The following is a 17,861-nucleotide window of genomic DNA, read 5'->3' as shown; positions in this document are numbered from 1 at the left end:
ATTGAACCGTACAACTTTGATTCGAAGCCTCCTGAAGATTTTCGCCAACGGGTCGATACAGAGCTCAAGACAGGAGAACCCTCATGCGATTCGTGCTCATTGCCGCCCTTGCCCTCAGTGCCGTGGGCTGCACCCGTTGGTCGATGGACCATCATTTGAACAACGCCTACCGCGCTTATGACCGTGGCCACTGCGAGGACGCGATGCTCGAATTGTCCCTGGTCGACCGCGACAGCCGGGCGCGGCGTTATATCCAGCCGGAAGTGTCGATGCTGCGCGGCCAGTGCCTGGAACGCCAGAAGCTCTACGTCGACGCGGCGCAGACCTATCAGTTCATCATCGCCCAGTACCCGGACAACGAATACGCTTACCGTGCCCGCGCACGGCTGGAAACCCTGCAGTCGCTGGGCTGGTATCCGCCGCGCAGCAGCGCCAAAGCCATTCCCGCTCCTTTGTAATGCAGGGTGTCATTTAAAGGCTGGCCGGGTGCCGGCCTTGAGCTAATCTTCGATTAGCGCGTTTTAGAATGTTCAACCTAAACGCGGTAACACCCGTGAACGGCAGCGGTAAAGCGAGCGCGCAACAGTGACGTTCGCACCAGGATCGGGGACAGCGCACCTGCCACAGGTCCGTTGCGAAGTAGTAGTGCGGCTCTGCTTAAGGGCCTTTCCATAGCGATACTCAGCATGTTCACTGATCGCCGGATCGAGCGGCATCAACTGCCGTATTTTCTGCAAGTGTTCAATAGCGTCACCGACAAACCCATTGGCTTTATCGGCAATATTTCCGAAGACAGCCTGATGCTCATCAGCCCGCTGCCGATGATGATCGGTGCTGCGTTTGACCTGCGCGTGATCATCCCCACCAGCGAAGGCATTGCCGAGGTGATCGACTTGCATGCCTGTTGCCTGTGGTGCCATGAAGACGCCACCCCCGAGCATTACGACGCCGGTTTCGAGGTGCAACGCGCACCGCCCGAATACGGGCAACTGGTGAGTGCCTTGCGGCGGTATTTCAGCTTTTATCCGCTGCCGGCTTCGGCCTGATCCTTATCCGCAAAAGATCGCAGCCTTCGAAGGCCGCGATCTTTTGATTTTTCTACGCGCTTACAGCTGCAACCCGTACTTGATCGGCTGGATCGGGTACTCGTTGTCCAGCGCCTTCTCGACCAATAACAACCCGTGCTCGGTCAATTGATGGATCGCCAGCGCCAGGTTGCGGTGCTTGTCTTCCAGATCGTCGGACAGGTCGAGGATCAACGTGCTCACCGAGCAGAAGGTCTCGTAGGTGTAGGCCATCAAGGCTTCATTGTTGATGTCGGGGAGCACGGCGAAGAACTTCAGCGAACGCCGTTCATAGTCACGCGGGTTGCCGGTGCCGGGTTTGAGGTAGTGGTCCAGCGCCTTGTGCGCGGCGGCGTGGAGTTTTTTCGAGTCGGGGGAATCGTAGGGGGAAACGTTGTCGTATTCCGGGGGATTCGGTGTGGCTTTGAACATGATCGTAATTCCTTTATTGGAGCTGCCACCGACTCGCGACTAAACGAATGGGTGGCGGCTGTACGCAGGTTAGTCGACCGGGAGGAGATACGAAAAACCGGCGCGCCCGAGGGCGCCCTGCGCACAGCCACCATAACGTGCAGGGATAGGGAATACCTGACGGTCTGGAGCGCAATGCACCTTCGTATAACCTCCGGGCGACTAAACCCGATCGCTGATGGGCAGCGACAGGGTTCACGTTAGCCGGGGCGACCAAGGCGCACAAGCCGGGGGATTCTGGCGGATGTGTAGGCTGCGACGCAAGGTGGTGTAGCCGCGGACTGAAGGTTGAAAACAGGGGGGTGAAGGGGGCGGGAGACGGTTACCGTTGGTCGGGGCTGGTAGTTTTTACAGGTAGCAGGCGATTGGAAGAGGAGGGTATGAATAGCTCAACGTAAACCCGCTGGCCGCTTACCAAGGCCGAGGAGCTGATTTCATGTCTGATGATCAGGAAGAACTCATGACGCAAGGTCAGGAGACGCCAGGCGCTGAGGACAGCCACGAGGTTGATGGACTCACCGCACGACCAACCCCACAATTTCTACGCCCCTGGAGCAACACCCTGCTGGTGTCGCCTGTGTCCTTCTACGTTGAGGTGGGGGAGTGGGGCGTTCATGACTATCAGTTGGACGATCAGTACGGTGGCCAGCGTTATACCGGTCGTACAAACGAAATAGGTGCGTTTTTCAGGACCGAGAATGCCACTAAGAGAAACGGCCAAGGGAAATTTGGTGTCAGGGCTAATGTGCGAGGTGAGTGGACGAACTGGTCGTTTCTGGAGTTTTACCTCGCAGAAAAACCGACGCTGACTTCCCCGGAACCCGGTGCTGTGCTGGGCCCGAGGCCGACCTTCTCGGGCACCAAAGACACAAACCCTGAGGCAAGAGTCCTGATAGCGGTTGATACTCTCAGTTTCTGGACCGCGACTGCATCCTCGTCCAGCTCATGGACGTATGAATGGACAAGAGACCTGACCCCCGGCGTCCATACGGTCTATGTCCAGTACTACGTCCCGTTCGACGATGGAGATACCAGCCGCACGAGTTATTCAATTACAGTCGCCGGGCCAGCGGTCATCACCTCTCCGAAAGCGAACGACGTCGTACGCGAGTTCCGGCCTGAGGTCTCAGGAACTGGCACTAACGGTACGACCATCACAATATTTCGGCAGGGTGGTGCCGGCGGGTCCTACGGCAGCGCGACGGTCGTCAATGGCACTTGGAAAGTAAGACTGACCCAAAACCTGCCCGAGGGGGCGTTTGTTTTTCGCGCGGAAGCAACGCTCAACGGGCAGCATATTGGCTGGTCAAACCTGGTGCCCGTTACCGTGCGGTATCCCGCGCCCAATGCACCTCTTATTTCGGCGCCCGGGGCAGGCACGGTACAGAATCAGACGTTTACGATTTCAGGAACGGGCGGTGCGGTAGGTGCCACCGTCGAGATTCTCAGGGATTTTGGCGACCACACGGTTATTGGCACCGGTCCAGTGAAGGCGGACGGAAGCTGGGAGGTCACTGTCACCGTAGCGCCGGGGCCTGTTTCCCTTGTGGCGGAGCAATTCATTTACAGCGATGAGCATTCCCAGCGCAGCGCTCCCCGGCGCTTCAACATTCGCCCAGCGAGGCTGGCCGTCACCGTAACGCCTCAACCCAATGAACGCGTGAAGTTTTCAGGCGCCGGTCACACCGGCGCCACGGTCGAGATCACTAAAGTCAGCGGGCCGGGCAATGCGGTTTTGCTCACCGTCGAAGTGAAAAACGGTATCTGGGAGCTCATTGCCACGGGCTGGGTACCGGGCAGCTACACCCTGTCGGCGATCCAGAAGGTTTCCGACAATGCCGGCGGCTGGATTGCGTCGGAGCCGTTTCAGTTCTCGTTCACCTGGGATATGGCCGATCCGACGGATGTCGTGTTGACGGTCACGAACTACACACCGACTATCGCCGGCAAGGGCTACACCGGTGCCACCGTCGTTCTTCTCAACGATGGCGGGGGATCTTCGGCTCTTCCAGATACCACGGTCAGGAACGGAGCATGGTCAAGCACGGCCACGACACAGTGGGGGCCGACGAATGGGCGTAACGTGCATATCAGGCAGGGCCTGAATGGGGACTGGCCCGATCGTTGGGTGACCAAGGTGGTGACTATCCCTCTGTTGGCACCGGCCATCACCGAAGTGATCGAAAACGAATTGTCGCCAACCATCAAGGGCACCTGCTGGCCTGGTGCCGTGATCAATCTGGTCTACAGCGACCGCCCCACCATCGTGCATAACCCGTCTGGCGTCAGCGGCAACTGGACCTTCCGGCGCGACATACCTTTTGCCCCGGATGTCACCCACACGGTCACCGTCACCCAGACCGCCGCAGGGCAAACCTCGTCGCCGGCAACCCGAACATTCACCGTGAACAAGCCGCTGCTGAAGCCGGTCATCACGCAGCCTCAAAAGGATCAGGAGGTGGGCCGCGAGCTGACCGTTCGAGGGCGGGACGGGGTGAAGGGGGCCACGATGAAGCTTTGGGACGCCCAATTCGGAAGTCCAGAGCATCCAATACTCATAGGGGCGAAGCTGCTGACCAGCGACGGTGAGTGGTCAATCGACCTCAAGGACCTGGCGTTTCGCAAGTACACCATTGATGCCATTCAGTCCATTGGCCCGCGAGACTCCTTACCCAGCGACCACTGCTTTTTCGAGGTGGTGGTGTTACCGCCGGCATTCGAGGTGCCGGCACCGGGCGGCGATCTGCCGCGCACCTCAACCCTTTCAGGCACCGGCCTGCCCGGTGCCCGGGTCGAGGTGTGGTTGCAAGGTAATACGGAGCCTTTGCTCAGGGATCTTGAGGTCGACAAAAGCGGTCACTGGGAGGGTTGGGTGTCGTTGCCGATCGGGGAGAAAACTATCCGGGCCAAGCAAACCTTGGGTGATGAACGGCCGTCCAAAGACAGCCCCCGGCTGACCTATAACGTGGTGCCGGCGGTGCCGTTTATCGAAACCCCCGCCAATGGCGAGTCGGTCGGTCGGTGGACGGTGGTTTCAGGGTTCGGGTATCCGGGCGATACGGTTGCGGTGGCGTTGGCTGTTGCACCACAGACGGTCTTGAGGTGCGCCCCGGTGCTTGGCGATCGTACGTGGTCGGTGACGGTCGAACTCGACCGACCGGGCGGTATTCACCAGTTGATTGCTGTGCAATCGCGCGATGGCTTTGACTCCCGATCATCCGAGCGAGCGATTCTGCTGGGCTCGTATCTGCCCCGGATTGATGTGCCGGCAGAGGGGGTTAGGGTTGCCCATCCCGTGGTGTTTGAAGGGAAAGGTCGGGTCGGGGTAGGGGCACTGGTTGCTTGGTTCGATCCTGATCATGTGCTGGTTGATGACGTCAAAATCGCTGAACCGGATTGGCAGGCTACAACCCAAAGAGCGCTGGGGATCGGGGGGAATTGGGTTCGCTTTTTTCAAATTGTTTATCCCAATGGATCAGGAGATTCGTTTGCTATTTCTGACTGGGCCGAAAGTGAACGCTTCGAGGTGGAACGGCAAACACCACCCTCGGAGTAGCGTCCGGCAAGGCTGCCGACGAACGGTCAGCGCTACTGTCAGTTATGACAGTAGACGCTGGCTTCGCTCAGGCGCTCAATCCAGCTATTGAATTGAATCACCCGACGGCCTCGCGAGGCTGTTGGATGACCTGTCATCGGTATAAGGAGTTTCGCCATGGATGCCTCACTGGATCGCCCCTTGCAGCGGTTGTTTGATGAAGTGTTCCCTGAAGAAGAGCAGCGCAATAAGTATGGCGAGCTGAGCGCGTACATCGAACAGGGCGGATCAGTGTTCCCGCTGGTGGAGCAGGGTGTAAAAGGCCTGGTGCGTGACTTCAAATTGAGCCCGGAGGATGCACACAGCTATGTGCGGCGGGCCAATGCACTGGCTACTTATGTGCGGCGTCAGTTCATCGAACAGAGGTTGACCGGGGATGAAACGGAGGTGGCCAAGCCGCTGAGCGGGCTGTTGTCCAGGGTGGAGGGGCCGAGTTTTGAGCGCTTGTTTTCCATCAATTTCGATGGGCTTTGCCCGCCTGATGCGCTGGAGTCCGTGACCTCTCCGGTCGCGTATTTGATCGAACTGTTGAAGTGGATCAGGGACCGGATCGAGTCTGTCCCGGTTGACGACACAGACCCGTTCCCAAGGATGCCGTTGAACGCGCGACGTACAGACCTTGCGACGCGATTCATCGACTTCAACGCGGTTCATCAATCGGTGTCCTCGGTGGACATCATCATCCCAGTGCTGGAAACCTTCATCCAGGCCCACAGCGAGGGACTCGATGATCTCGATGAGGCCATGAGTCAGGCCCGTTATCCCAATGGGCTGCCCTACTACCGGGACTGGACGACGATTGATTTTGTCGCCCGGCAGCATGACCTGTCGGTGGGCGAGGTGGCGCGGGTGGTTGACCTCTCTTCTCCGTATTTTCTGCAACCCAATGGATGGAGCGTTGAGGCAGGGCGAGCCTTACTGCATGGCTCCCGGTTGGGGCCTTACCAGCGGGAGTTGTTGACTGAGGATCCCTTTAACAGTGAGGACCCCGATAGGCGTGAGCAATTCTATCGGCTGAACTTTGGCGCTGAGGGTGTGGATTGGCAGAACATCTACCAGGTGCGGTTCTTCTGTGAAAGGACAAAGCTTGACGCTACGGGGCTTGAAGCATTGCTCTCGATTCTAAGTTTCGCTCCGGTGCGGTCTGCCAATGCACCTCTGAAAGATGGCGAACCGTCAACTCCAAGTGGTGCGCAGTCGGGTTCGGTCTATCTCAACGCAGGTCAATCGCCTTCCGTCAGTATTGAGTTCAGGAGAACAAACGAAGCGCTTCATCGATTCAAAGATATCAGCCACGCACGATACGACCGCATGAACCGCAAACTGCGTCTGGACCAATGGCTGGGACTGCCCCCCGAGCAGGTGGATGCGCTGCTCATGGCGGCCATCAATGCCGAGACCCGCACCCAGGCACCCAATCACGAGTGCTGGATATCGCAAAACACCCTGCGCGCCATCGGCCTGTTTCAAGGGTTGCGCGAGCGTTGCGGCTGCACCGTCGAGGACTTCGCGGTGTTTATCGATCAATTGTCGATCTTCGGTCGCGGTGAAACGCCCTCGCTGTTCGATCGGGTGTTCAATCCCCCCTCGTTTTCTGCCGAGCCATTGAAGCTCGATGGCGGCGATTTCCCGGTGTTCCCTGCTCCCGGCGCGGAGGGGGTGACGGTCAATCAGCTCTGCCGTGGCCTGGGGATTAATCTGCACACTTACCGTCACCTGGCCGAGGCCATCGCCCAGGCGCAGGGCAAGGCGCAAACGCTGCAACGTGACGTGGCGACGCTCTCGAGCTTTTACCGTCTGGTGAAGTTACCGCAGCTGCTGGGTATCACCCCGGTGGAGGCCATCGTCTTGCTCATGACGCTGGGGGGAGACAGCTGGCTCAACGTGCTGGCCGAGGTTCCCCCGCTCAAAACGCAGCAGTCGCAAGACACCACACCGGATGTGTTGAACGTGATCCACGCCATGGACGCCTGTGTGCGCTGGTGCAATGAGCACACGCTGCCCATGGCCTGGATGCTGCAGGTGGTTGCGCCCATTACGGTGCCGGCGGCCGCGTCTTCGGATGAGCGCCAGTTGTTCGAACAACTGCGCAACCTGCTGACCGCCGCACTGTTTTCCAATGCGGCGTTACTGATGGTCGGTGTCCCTCCGCTGGGCGGCGGGGCCGACTGGCTGGATTTGCTGCCGGCACTGGTGGACAGCGACGGTTTGGTGCTGACGCAGCTGGAGGCGATCGAGCTCGACTACCTGACGTACGCCCGCGAGAAGCTCGATTTGGCCGTCAGGGCCGGTATTGGCGAGGGCGATGAGGCCTCACGTGCGCAGATCGTCGAGAAAATGCTCGGTGTGTTGCTACTGGCCAGAGCGGGCCAGGTGTCGGTGGTTCGCGAGTGCCTGGCGGTTTACGCAGGGCTCGGGTCGGAGCTGGTGGTGCGGGTACTCGCCTGGGCGCAGGGCAGCGTTTATCACGTGCTCCGGCAAGCGTTTGAACGAAAGACTGAAGGCGATGAGGTGGCGAGCTACCGGTGGCGGGCAGAGGAGGAAGGGGATCCGTTTCTGGTGTTGCTGGCCGATGTACGCCGCCGCAGTGCGGTGGTGGTCAAGCTGGACCTGGGCGCAGAACTGTTGGATGACTACCTGGCCTACGGCTACCGCGTCTGGCTGGGGCGCACGAATAAATATGAGTTCTCGCTGAGTACGCTGTACTACCTGACGGTGCTGACCCGGGCCTTCGCCCTGGGGTCTCAGCCGTCGGCGAAACTGCTCGACTACCTGCGTGAGGTTAACGCACTGCCAGACCCGCTGACCGGCGATGCCTTGCGTCTGGCCCAGGAGACGGCGGCCATTCGGCTGGCGATTTTTTTCAGCTGGAGCATCCAGGAAGTACGCGAATGCGCCAAACGCATTGATCCAGACCAGCAACTGATCAAAAACCTGGTGCAACTGGATCTGCTGATGCGTGTTCGGGTGTTGGCGGACAGCAGTGGCATGGACGCGCAGACGATTTTCCTGATGGGCACCCTCCCGGCGGATATCGACGGAGCGGCCTATTCCCTGGCGGCCGAGCATGCGCTGCTCAGCTTGTCGACGCCACCGGTGCCCTTCATTCCTCACGACGGCGAAGCCCTTGAGCACACGGTGAAGACGACCTGCGTGGTGGATCGCAGCGAATTGGTGGCCAATAAGAGACCCGAGGAGGACCAAGCCACCTTCACGGTGACCGTCAAAGACATCACCGGCAAGGGTTTGAGCGGGGTCTTTGTGTATTGGCAGACCGAGCTGGGCCGCATCGACAAGAGTGCCACCGACGTCAACGGGGTGGCCAAGGCGGTGTTTACCCCAGGCAGGGTCATGGGCACCGCCGCCCCGCGTTACTGGCTGGACCTGCATCCGAAGCAGCAAGCGCCCAGTGTGGTGATTGGTGCGGATGAAACTACGTTGACCTTCCCATCCCCCCTCCAATCCGAAGTGCCGGATGGCATTACACCTTTCGGTCAGGAGGTCAGGCTGTCTGCGGTGATGAAGGACCGGTATGGAAATCCGGGGATCAACAGGCCTGTGAGCTGGTCCGCTGACAGTACAGAGATCGGGGTCCCGGTTGCGGCGATTGTCCGGCCAAGCGAGGCGTTGACCAATAAAGACGGGGTCACACAGGTGTATGTCTCAAGCCCGTCGGGCGGGACATTCGAGGTTAGCGTCAAAAGCACGGAGAGCGGGACAAGCGTGCCTTTTGAACCGATTGAGTTCGCAGGCAATGCGCAGTCCCGTTGAAGGAAACGCCATCCATCCGGGTAGGCCATACCTCAGGAGCAAGGATCATGGATAACAACACGCACATCGCCGGACTGCTCGAACAGCGTCGCACGGCCCTGGTCGAGTACTGCATCGGGCAGGTCAAGAAGGGCTTGCCTCCCAATGATCAATTCAATTTCCTGAGGACCCCCGCGGACTTGTTCGAGCTCCTGCGCATGGATCCGCTGGACAGTTTTGCAGTGCAAAATTCCTGGGCCGCCGAGGCCACCAGCTGTGCGCAGCACTACATCCATGCGGTGTACCGCAAGCTGGAACCGGGGTATGCAGGCGTCGAGTTCGATAAACGGGATCTGAAAACCTGGGAGCTCTACGGCAACTACCCGGATTGGGCGGCGCTGCAGCTGATCGCGATCTACCCGGAAAACTTCATCACTCCTTTTGTGCGTCGGCGCAAGACCAGCCTGTTCAAAACCCTTGAGAACGAGCTGAACCAGACGCGCCTGAGCATCGACTCGGTGCAGGTGGCCTTGAAGAGTTACCTGCAAACGTTCGAGCAAACCTGCAACCTGGAGGTGATCAGCGGTTACATGGATGGCACCTCATTGACTGACGCCCTCTCACCCACGCGCGCTGACTATTACTTTGTCGGCCGGCAGCGGGTGCAACCCTTTCAGTACTACTGGCGCAAGGCCGAGGTTGAACTGACGCCCTGTAGTCAGGTGATTAACCCGGCGGCATGGAGTGAATGGCAGCCGGTCGAGATCCCCGCCGGGGAGAAGGTGCTGGATATACGGCCGGTGTTCTGGGGCGGGCGTTTGTGTCTGGTTTGGGCAGAGTGGCGGGACAGGGTGGTCAGTAAAGAAGCGGGCGAGTTTCTGCCATACAAGCTAGACATCCAGCTGGCGTTCATGGCACAGAACGGGCACTGGTCGGCACCGTTTTCTTTGTACAGCGCGGACCAGGATAAGGATGTCTCGACGGGCTGCCGGTTGATTGCCACGGTGCTTGTCGATGACCGGCACCCCAAAGGCAAGTTGGGGGTGTTGTTGACCAATCGTAGCAATCCGGCGCCTGAGAACCCTGTCGATGTGTATCTGGTACGCGATGTCCTGTTTCGTCATATTGCCAACGATGATGGTGGCTGGCTGGCCCCCTTGACGGACCATCGTTTTGTCGATTCTGGCATCGTGCAGCACCCGATCTTGCGACAGAGCCTGCCGACGATTACCGACTCCAATGACCCCGCTGGCAGTTTGACCCCGTTCTACTCCTTGCAAGCGATGGTTTTACGCGTTGCCGCGCAGGATGTTCTTGTGGTCAGAGGTGTTTGCGCGGCGAAACCGGGCGCCACAGGGGTTAACAAAACCTTCGATTTGACGTTGCTCAATGGGGTAGTCGGGGATCCTGCACCGATCACAGGAGCCTTCTCCAACGCCGGTGGCTGGAGTACCTCCTGGATGGCCGTTCGCCGGTCGGCGGGCGGCTTTCCAAATCCAGTCACTTTCACATTCGGTGGTTCTACCGAAAATACTGAATCCGGTCGCAAAAAATACGTAGTGACGGTGGACACGGTTGTGTCGTTTGTCCCGCCATCGCTGGACAAGACCAACGCCGAGGGCGCGCAATTTCTCACCCTCAACCAGTCTCAGCTGACTCTCAAACACGTCCGTCTGAACTCGTTGTTCGGCCCCGAGCTGGTGCAGCGCGCCAACATTTCGGTCGATAAGGTGCTGGACTGGGAGACCCAGCATCTGCAAGAGCCGGACCCCACCGCAGGTCCCATCGACGAGCCCAATGGTGCGTTCGATGGCGCCAACGGGTTGTTTTTCTGGGAGCTGTTCTTTCACCTGGCGCACCTGGTGGCTTCACGGTTAAGCGCTGAAAACCGTTTTCTGGAAGCGCAGCAGTGGTTGCATTACCTTTTCGACCCTCAGGCTCCGGCAGATAAGGAACCTGAGCCACCCGAGCCACCTAAACCCTACCCCAAACCCCTTTACTGGCGCTGCCGGCCATTGACCGTCCCCGGCAACCTGGGCTGTGAAACCGAGGCCCCGACTGATCCAGATGCCATCGGCTATTCGGCCCCCCGGCATTTTCAAATCGTGGCGTTTACCGAGTACGTGAAAAACCTGATGGCCTGGGGCGACTGGTACTATCGCCAGCTCACCCGTGACAGCCTGGTGGCGGCCAAATTGTGTTACGTGCAGGCCGAGTTTTTGATGGGCAAGGCCCCGACGGCGAGAACCGTCAACCGCTGGCAAGCGAAAACGATCGGTGAACTGTTGACTAATGCCGGCTCTCGGCCCGCGCTGGAACACTTCGAAAGAAACCTCGTGTTGACCCTGGCGGAGGTGCCGGCCAAGGCCGACGTGGCGCCCGAGCTGGGCCTGTTGGGGGTCAAAGGTTTTGAACTGCCGATCAATGAGCAATTGCTGGAGCTGTTCGCCTTGCCCGGCAGCCGCCTGCATAACCTGCGCAACAACCTCACCCTCGACGGCAAGCCGCTGCTGATTCCGCTGTTCAGCCCGCCAACGGACCCCAACCAGTTACTGCGGGATCTGGCGGCCGGCGGCGCCGGTTCGCCGCGGCCGATGGGCGGGCAACTGGTGGTGGTGGCGTTTCGTTGGCGGGTCATGTTCGAGGCCGCGCTGCGTGCGGTGCAGACACTGCAGGATCATGGTAACCAGGTACTGCGCCTGCTCGAACAACGGGATCGGGCCGAGATGGAGGAGTTGCAACACAGCCATCTGGTGGATTTGGGGGCTTACGCCCAGACCGTGCAGGAGCAGACCATCGCGCAGTTGGAGGCGAGCGTGACCGCGTTGGGCCAGAGCCGGGCGGTGGCGCAGGAGCGTGCGGAGGCGTATGCGAAGAGGTATGAGATCAATATCAGTGATGCGGAATATGAGGTGATGGACTTCATATTGGCGGCGAAAATCACTTCAATCGCGAGTATCGGGCACAAATTGGCGGCAGGGCTGGCTAAAACGGTAATCCCTAATAAAGCTGGGACGACTTTTGGCGTGGAGAGCCCGGCAGGGTTCATTGAAGCCGTGGGTTCCGGGCTCGACATTGCGGCAGCAGGTTTATCCCTGCATGCCGATCGAACCGCCCTCACCGAAACCTACCGCCGCCGTCGCGGCGAATGGCAACTGCAACGCGATCAGGCATCGGCAGAGGTCCGCGCCATCGACGCGCAAATCACCGCGCAACGCCACGCCGTCGAAGCGGCCAAGGCCAGTTTGCGGCAAACCCTGCGGGCCAATGCCCACGCGCTGACGCTCTACACCTTCATCAAAAAACGCGCGACCAACGCCGAGCTGTTCGGCTGGCTGCTGGGCCAACTCAAGGCTTTGCACTATCAGGCCTATGACGCTGTTGTCAGCTTGTGCATCAGTGCCCAGGCCTCGTTGAGCTTTGAGACCGGCGACTACGATTCGCAGATTCCCCTGCCGCAGGTCTGGCTGGACGAACGTCACGGCCTCACGGCGGGCGAACACCTGAAGGTGCACTTGCTGCGCATGGAGCGTGAATACCTGCACCGTCATGAGCGGCGTCTGGAGCTGGTCAAGACCATTTCGCTGCGGCAATTGTTCAACGATACGGTGGACCCGCAAGAAGGTTTCGATAACTGGGCGGCTGCGCTGCTCGACCTGAAAAACACCGGCACACTGGATTTCAAACTCACGCAGTTGCTCTTCGATCGTGACCATCCGGGCCATTACTGCCGGCAGATCAGCACGCTAGAAATCGACCTGCCGGTGCTGGTCGGCCCGTTCGAAAATGTGAAGGCCATCTTGTCTCAGGCCCAGAGCATCACGGCGACCAAGGCGTCGATCCGTTCGGTGGAGTATCTGCATAACCCCGGTAATACAGTGGCCCCCGCCGATGTGCGGTTCAACCTGCGCGCGGGTCAGCAAATTGCCCTGTCGGTGGGCGTTGGCGACAGGGGCATGGCCACGGTGAAACCCGATGAAGGCTTGCTCAACCCGTTCGAATGCACGGGGACGGTATCGCGTTGGCAGCTGACCTTTCCTCGGCCCCGCAAGGAGCCACAGAAATCCATGCTGGCGTCGTTGACGGACATCATCCTGCGCGTTCATTACACGGCCAAAGCTGGCGACCCGACGTTTGCGCGACGAGTCGAGGAACTGGTCAATCGCGTCGATCCGGATGATCCGCTCCAGCTTGATTGATCACCGATACGCACGGGCAGAACCGGACAGGGACAGGAGCAGACAATCATGAGTGAACCGATTATTCAGGCCAATGCGAGCCTGGTGCTCAATGGCGACTTTACTCAACCCCTCAATGTGGGGTGGACTCGAGGCTCTACTAACCCGAGTTGGACCAGCCTCGAAGGCGACGTGTACGAAGGGAGCCCGATACGGCTACTGAAGACATGGAATGAGTCGTCAGCCCATCAGGTAATCGAGGTGCCAAAAGACCTTCGCGCAAACGCTCGTTACTTTCTGAGTTTTCTCTGCGAATCGTGGCATGACAAGGACGGTCGTCTGGAGGTCTGCATTGAAGGGAGTCCGGAGCCTGCGCAGGTGATCACGCTGCCTGCCGGCTCGCGGCTCAATAGCCCAATGGACAAAGAGCAATATGCCGATCATCGACCGATGGTATTCAACCCTGAAAAATACGAGGTCGAGCTGACGCTGCCGCTCAAACAAAACGACAAGGTGCGTGTCAGCGTGTTCAGCCCCGCCAGCAGAGACGATGAGTACGAGAAGATCATCCGCATCACCCGCATCGAGATCCGCCTGCACCTGGAACCCTTGGTGCTGCGACAGCTGAAACTCGACGACCAGACGCTGCCGCCGGCTCGTACGTTGTACCTGTGTCTGGGCGCTGCCGGGACCTCGAACCACCGGCTGGGTTTTGTGCCAAAGCCGGACAACGCCTGGCGCGACACCGCAGCGTCGCTGAACATCGAAAATAACCCTCAGGATGGCAGCATTGTCGCGACGCCGATGTGGGGGCTGGACCATCCGCTCGACGACCATTGGGAGCTCTATTGCCCGCTGATCGACGGTGATGGCCCCCATGAGTTTTCCTTCAACCTGCTGAACAAATACACGGCCGACGCCTACCGCATCAACGCTTCGCTTGGGCATCACCGGCTGGTGTTTCGTGAGGTGCTGGAGGCGGCCTACTACCCGGTTGTCGAGTACGCACAAAGCGTGCGCCTGGGGGTTCAGGTGGCGTCGTTCTACACCGGTCAAGCACTTAACGGCCGGACGGTGAGCTGGGGGGTAAAGGGGCAGCGGCAGGCAATCTCAGTGCTCACCGATGACGAGGGGTGGGCCTACTTCGATTACGCCCCAAGCCGTGCGGGTGATGTTGTCATCGAGGCGTCGGTGGAGAGTCTGTACTACGCCAGCGGTGTGTTCACTCAAGGGTTTGAGGTTCGGGTACTGGCGACCGACCCCTGGAAGGAGGTCATGGCCGTCATCGATGGCAAGCAAACGCCATGGGACGAGAAGACCGGTTACCCCAATCGGGGCACTCAATACCCGGTGACCTTGAGACTGCCTGCCAATAGTCCGTTGCTGGGAACCGATCTGTGGTTGCGGTGGGAAGGCGACTCACCGGCCGAATTGGGGGTGACGGTGAGCCCGCAGCTTGAAGAGCCCGTTCCGGTAAGCGCCGTCGAACTGACCTGGCGCCTGACCTGCGAGGATCGTATCGACGGCAGGTTTTACTTGCAGTTGGGCTGCTCGAAACTGTTGCGGCCTTCAAGCAAAAAAACGATGTCGCTGGCGCGCAACAATGTCGAGATCGGTGAGGTTCGAGAGGCCAACAAGTTCCCGGTGGTGGATGAAAACGAAAGTGTGCTGCTGATGGTGCAGGTGCTGCACATCCTCACCAGCGGCCCCGGTGATCCGGTGGTCAATGCCCTGGTTGACTGGGTGGGGCCCAATGGCCCGGTGTCTACGGTCACGGGGGCCGGCGGCTGGGCCAGCGTGCTGGATACGCCGAAGACGGCGGGGGGCTACACCATCACTGCGAAAGTCAGGGCGCACGCGGACATGCAGCCGGTTGAGCGTGAGTTTGCGGTGACGGCGCTGGCGACCAGCCCGTGGAAGAACAAAGTCTTGTTTCATCTGGACGGCGAGCCGGTGGACCTGGCGGTCGTCGGTATCATTTGTCGACGTGGCGAGCCGCATACCTTCCGGGTGACGCCGACGGCGGGCAGCCCGGTGAAGGACAAACCCATGACTCTGACCTTGCGCAGTGGAGAGCCGGGTCTGGGATTGGTCATCGGGGCGCCGACAGCTACGCCGGCAGGTGGTTGGGAATGGCGGTTGAGCTCCGAGTCCAGCGCCAGCCGCAGTGGCTTGTTCGAGTTGACGCTCACGAGTGATGTGGTATCGGGCGCTCGGGAGCTGTCCGGGCGCTTGCTCTCGGAAAATCTGGCGGATGAGGGGCGTATCGCGCTCGATCAGGTGTTGGCCACGGTGGGCAACCAGACGCTCTTTCCGTGTCTGGGGGCGCTTCATCAATTTAACTTTTTGCCCCATGCCCTGAGCCCGCTAATCGGATTGGATTTAATGTTGAAGTGGTCGGGTACGCCTGCCAATGAGCTGGGGGCAACGGTGACACCGGCATTGAACCTTCCGCAGGCCATCAACGCCGGGGGCGCGGCCTGGGCGCTGAACTTCACCGTCAGTCAGAAGACGGGCCAGTTTTCACTGGCGCTGGAGCTGTCTCAGCTCAAGCTGACGTTCACCGCCAATCTGATGCAACTGGCACACAACAAAGTCCGGATCGAGACGCTGCGCGAAGCGGCTGTGGATCCGGTCGTCGGGCAGGACCGGGCGTGGCAGTGGGTGCAGGTGATCTCCAGTTTCACCCGCCAGCCGGTAGCGCAGGTGCCGGTGAAGTGGACGGCGGTGGGGGCTTCGGCTGACGTGGATACCGATGCGAACGGTTGGTCCGGTTATGGCTTGGCGCCGGCAACCGCGCAACAGCACAACGTCGAGGCGCTCGTTTTTAGCGCTTATGACGACTATCAGGACAAGCGCGCCATGACGGTCAACGCACTGGCCAGCGACCCGTGGAAGGGGCTTGTCGTTCAGTTTGATCGCAAACCCGCCGAAACCTGGGGGGCCAAGACGTATTTCCCACGGCGCAAGGGGGAGCACACTATGGAGTTGTTGGCGCCAAGAGGCAGTCCGTTGCTGGATCAATACGTAACGTTGGGGCTAACCGGCACCGGCCCTGCTGCACTTGGCATCAATTTCCTGACGCCGGCGCTAGGCGTGCCGCGATTGTTGACCAGCAAAGGCTTGATCTACACGTTCAGATGTGGCGATCTGAATGACAGGAGTTTTGCGTTGCGTCTGGCCGCGTCGAGACTGCAGAACCTGTCACCGGCCAATGCGTTGTCGCTGGGCAGCGGCGGGCAAATCTTGAAGATCATCGTCAGCCATCGTGTTGATCAGACTCTGGATTGGGGGCAGGCGCTGTATGAACAGGTCACGGTGGTGTCTGCCATCAGCGGCAAGCCGATGGCCGGCTGGACCGTGACCTGGCGCAGCCCCGACCTGGGGGTGGTGACAGCGGTGACTGACTTCTATGGCGTGGCCAGGATTCATTTCATGCCAAAAAACCCGGGGGCCGCTGAGCTGACGGCGACGGTGGGGGATGAGCTGCATTCGGACACTCTGTCGCTGACTTTTACAATGAACGAGCCACGCAAGATCAGTGAGCTTTATGAAGGCGATAACGACAAGTGGCCTGTGGAATGGGAGTCGCAGGTTCACGCACTGGCCAAGGTGGTCTCCAGCAGGACGGGTATGCCGCTGAAAGGCGTTGAGGTCATGTGGGAGTACGCAGGTCGGGTGCTGTCGCCGTCGCTAACGGATGCCGAGGGGATCGCAAGGCTGACTTTCGTCCTGACTGCCGAGGGGCAGGGAGTGTTGTCGGCGGCGGTGAAAGGCGGTGAGGGGGGCTGGGATACGGCGCAGTTGGTGTATGGCGGGGTGGTGCCAGTGATCAAGACGTTGACCAGTCCTGAATCGAGTATTCAGCTGGGGCAAGAAGCCGATGCTGTGGTGACAGTAGTTTTCCGTGCCGACGGCCAGCCTGTTGGGGGGATAAGAGTCCGGTGGGCGTTTCCGGGATTGAGCTTGCCTGACACCACTACAGGCGTGGATGGAAAATCGCAGATAACCTTCAAGCCCGTAGAGTTGGGGACGCATAGGCTTACGGCATTTACGGCATTTACGGCATTTACGGGGTTCGACAGTCGAAAATCGCTGGATTTCAAAATCGTAAAACCCGTTTCTATAGTGGAGATGAAGGTATCTCCCCGGATACTGGTGTTGCTGGGGCAGTCTGTCACGGTTGAGGCCCGGTTAGAGGGAGGGGCAAGGGACGAACAGGTGATCTGGAGTTATCCCGGGATGGAGGACAGCACGTCGCCCGTCAGCGCTGATGGATGGGCTTCTTGCACGTTAACGCCGACAGAACTCCCAGTAGGTGGTTTGGCGACGGTTACCGCGAAAGTAGTCAACGGCCAAACGCCTGCGCCGACGTTGTCGATGAACATTTGGGTGACAGCATTGGATAGTCCTTTGGCCAAGCCCACCATTCTGTACTTGGACAATGAGCTTTTACCCACAGCCATTCAAATCAAGAGATCGGCGTATCACACCAAAGAGATAAAGTTGAACATGTTGGTACCTCTGGATATGTACGGATACCAATTTTCTATATCGAGTTCTCGATCCGATGTTCACTTCACCCCTCCAGGTGGAACCTTGATCCCCATCAGTCCTCCCAACAGTTGCATTTGGATGATGACAACGAATGCGCCGATTGGGACATCGTTCGCCGTATCCATCTCGACTCCCGAATTGATGGGTTCAAGAGGTGTTGAGTTCACTGTGCGTGAGGCCGATCTTGGGGCAGGGGAAGGAAACGTTCTGAGCGATCCTGACGCGGTTTAACAGCGTAAGATTTCA

Annotated in this window: 7 protein-coding genes; 6 read left to right on the top strand and 1 reads right to left on the bottom strand. The window is 59.4% G+C overall.

The window, feature by feature from the left end:
- Window positions 1-83: 83 nt before the first annotated feature.
- On the top strand, window positions 84-458 hold the full coding sequence (locus AC1RPZ_RS06035) for a tetratricopeptide repeat protein (protein WP_493135805.1): 375 nt from the start codon (window positions 84-86) through the stop codon (window positions 456-458).
- A gap of 228 nt (window positions 459-686) precedes the next feature.
- Window positions 687-1,046 (top strand): PilZ domain-containing protein, encoded by a 360-nt coding sequence (locus tag AC1RPZ_RS06030; protein WP_493135804.1) that lies wholly within the window; start codon window positions 687-689, stop codon window positions 1,044-1,046.
- 60 nt (window positions 1,047-1,106) lie between these two features.
- Here AC1RPZ_RS06030 and AC1RPZ_RS06025 read toward each other — a convergent pair whose 3' ends face one another.
- Window positions 1,107-1,496 (bottom strand): DUF6124 family protein, encoded by a 390-nt coding sequence (locus tag AC1RPZ_RS06025; protein WP_493135802.1) that lies wholly within the window; start codon window positions 1,494-1,496, stop codon window positions 1,107-1,109.
- 475 nt (window positions 1,497-1,971) lie between these two features.
- Here AC1RPZ_RS06025 and AC1RPZ_RS06020 point away from each other — a divergent pair, with 475 nt between their 5' ends.
- From AC1RPZ_RS06020 to AC1RPZ_RS06005, 4 genes are all read left to right on the top strand, one after another.
- The gene (locus AC1RPZ_RS06020) at window positions 1,972-5,091 is read left to right on the top strand and encodes a hypothetical protein (protein ID WP_493135800.1); all 3,120 of its coding nucleotides are present in this window, start codon (window positions 1,972-1,974) and stop codon (window positions 5,089-5,091) included.
- Between the two features lie 156 nt (window positions 5,092-5,247).
- Window positions 5,248-8,901, top strand: coding sequence for a Tc toxin subunit A (locus tag AC1RPZ_RS06015; protein WP_493135798.1), 3,654 nt, complete (start codon window positions 5,248-5,250; stop codon window positions 8,899-8,901).
- Window positions 8,902-8,948: 47 nt separating this feature from the next.
- Complete coding sequence (locus AC1RPZ_RS06010; RefSeq protein ID WP_493135796.1) at window positions 8,949-13,079, top strand: Tc toxin subunit A-related protein; 4,131 nt, start codon at window positions 8,949-8,951, stop codon at window positions 13,077-13,079.
- 48 nt (window positions 13,080-13,127) lie between these two features.
- Window positions 13,128-17,846 carry an Ig-like domain-containing protein gene (locus AC1RPZ_RS06005; RefSeq protein WP_493135794.1) on the top strand — a complete coding sequence of 1,573 codons (4,719 nt, stop codon included), beginning with the start codon at window positions 13,128-13,130 and terminating at the stop codon, window positions 17,844-17,846.
- The last annotated feature ends 15 nt before the right edge of the window (window positions 17,847-17,861 follow it).

This window comes from Pseudomonas sp. GW822-FHT02D10 (genome assembly GCF_058802345.1).
Note: the sequence above shows the minus strand (reverse complement) of the source record. Positions and strands in the feature narration are given on the sequence as shown.

What these genes read in the sequence shown, in the direction of transcription:
- AC1RPZ_RS06035 (WP_493135805.1), top strand. Translation starts at nt 84, where the DNA reads ATGCGATTCGTGCTCATTGCCGCCCTTGCCCTCAGTGCCGTGGGCTGC.
- AC1RPZ_RS06030 (WP_493135804.1), top strand. Translation starts at nt 687, where the DNA reads ATGTTCACTGATCGCCGGATCGAGCGGCATCAACTGCCGTATTTTCTG.
- AC1RPZ_RS06025 (WP_493135802.1), bottom strand. Translation starts at nt 1,496, where the DNA reads ATGTTCAAAGCCACACCGAATCCCCCGGAATACGACAACGTTTCCCCC.
- AC1RPZ_RS06020 (WP_493135800.1), top strand. Translation starts at nt 1,972, where the DNA reads ATGTCTGATGATCAGGAAGAACTCATGACGCAAGGTCAGGAGACGCCA.
- AC1RPZ_RS06015 (WP_493135798.1), top strand. Translation starts at nt 5,248, where the DNA reads ATGGATGCCTCACTGGATCGCCCCTTGCAGCGGTTGTTTGATGAAGTG.
- AC1RPZ_RS06010 (WP_493135796.1), top strand. Translation starts at nt 8,949, where the DNA reads ATGGATAACAACACGCACATCGCCGGACTGCTCGAACAGCGTCGCACG.
- AC1RPZ_RS06005 (WP_493135794.1), top strand. Translation starts at nt 13,128, where the DNA reads ATGAGTGAACCGATTATTCAGGCCAATGCGAGCCTGGTGCTCAATGGC.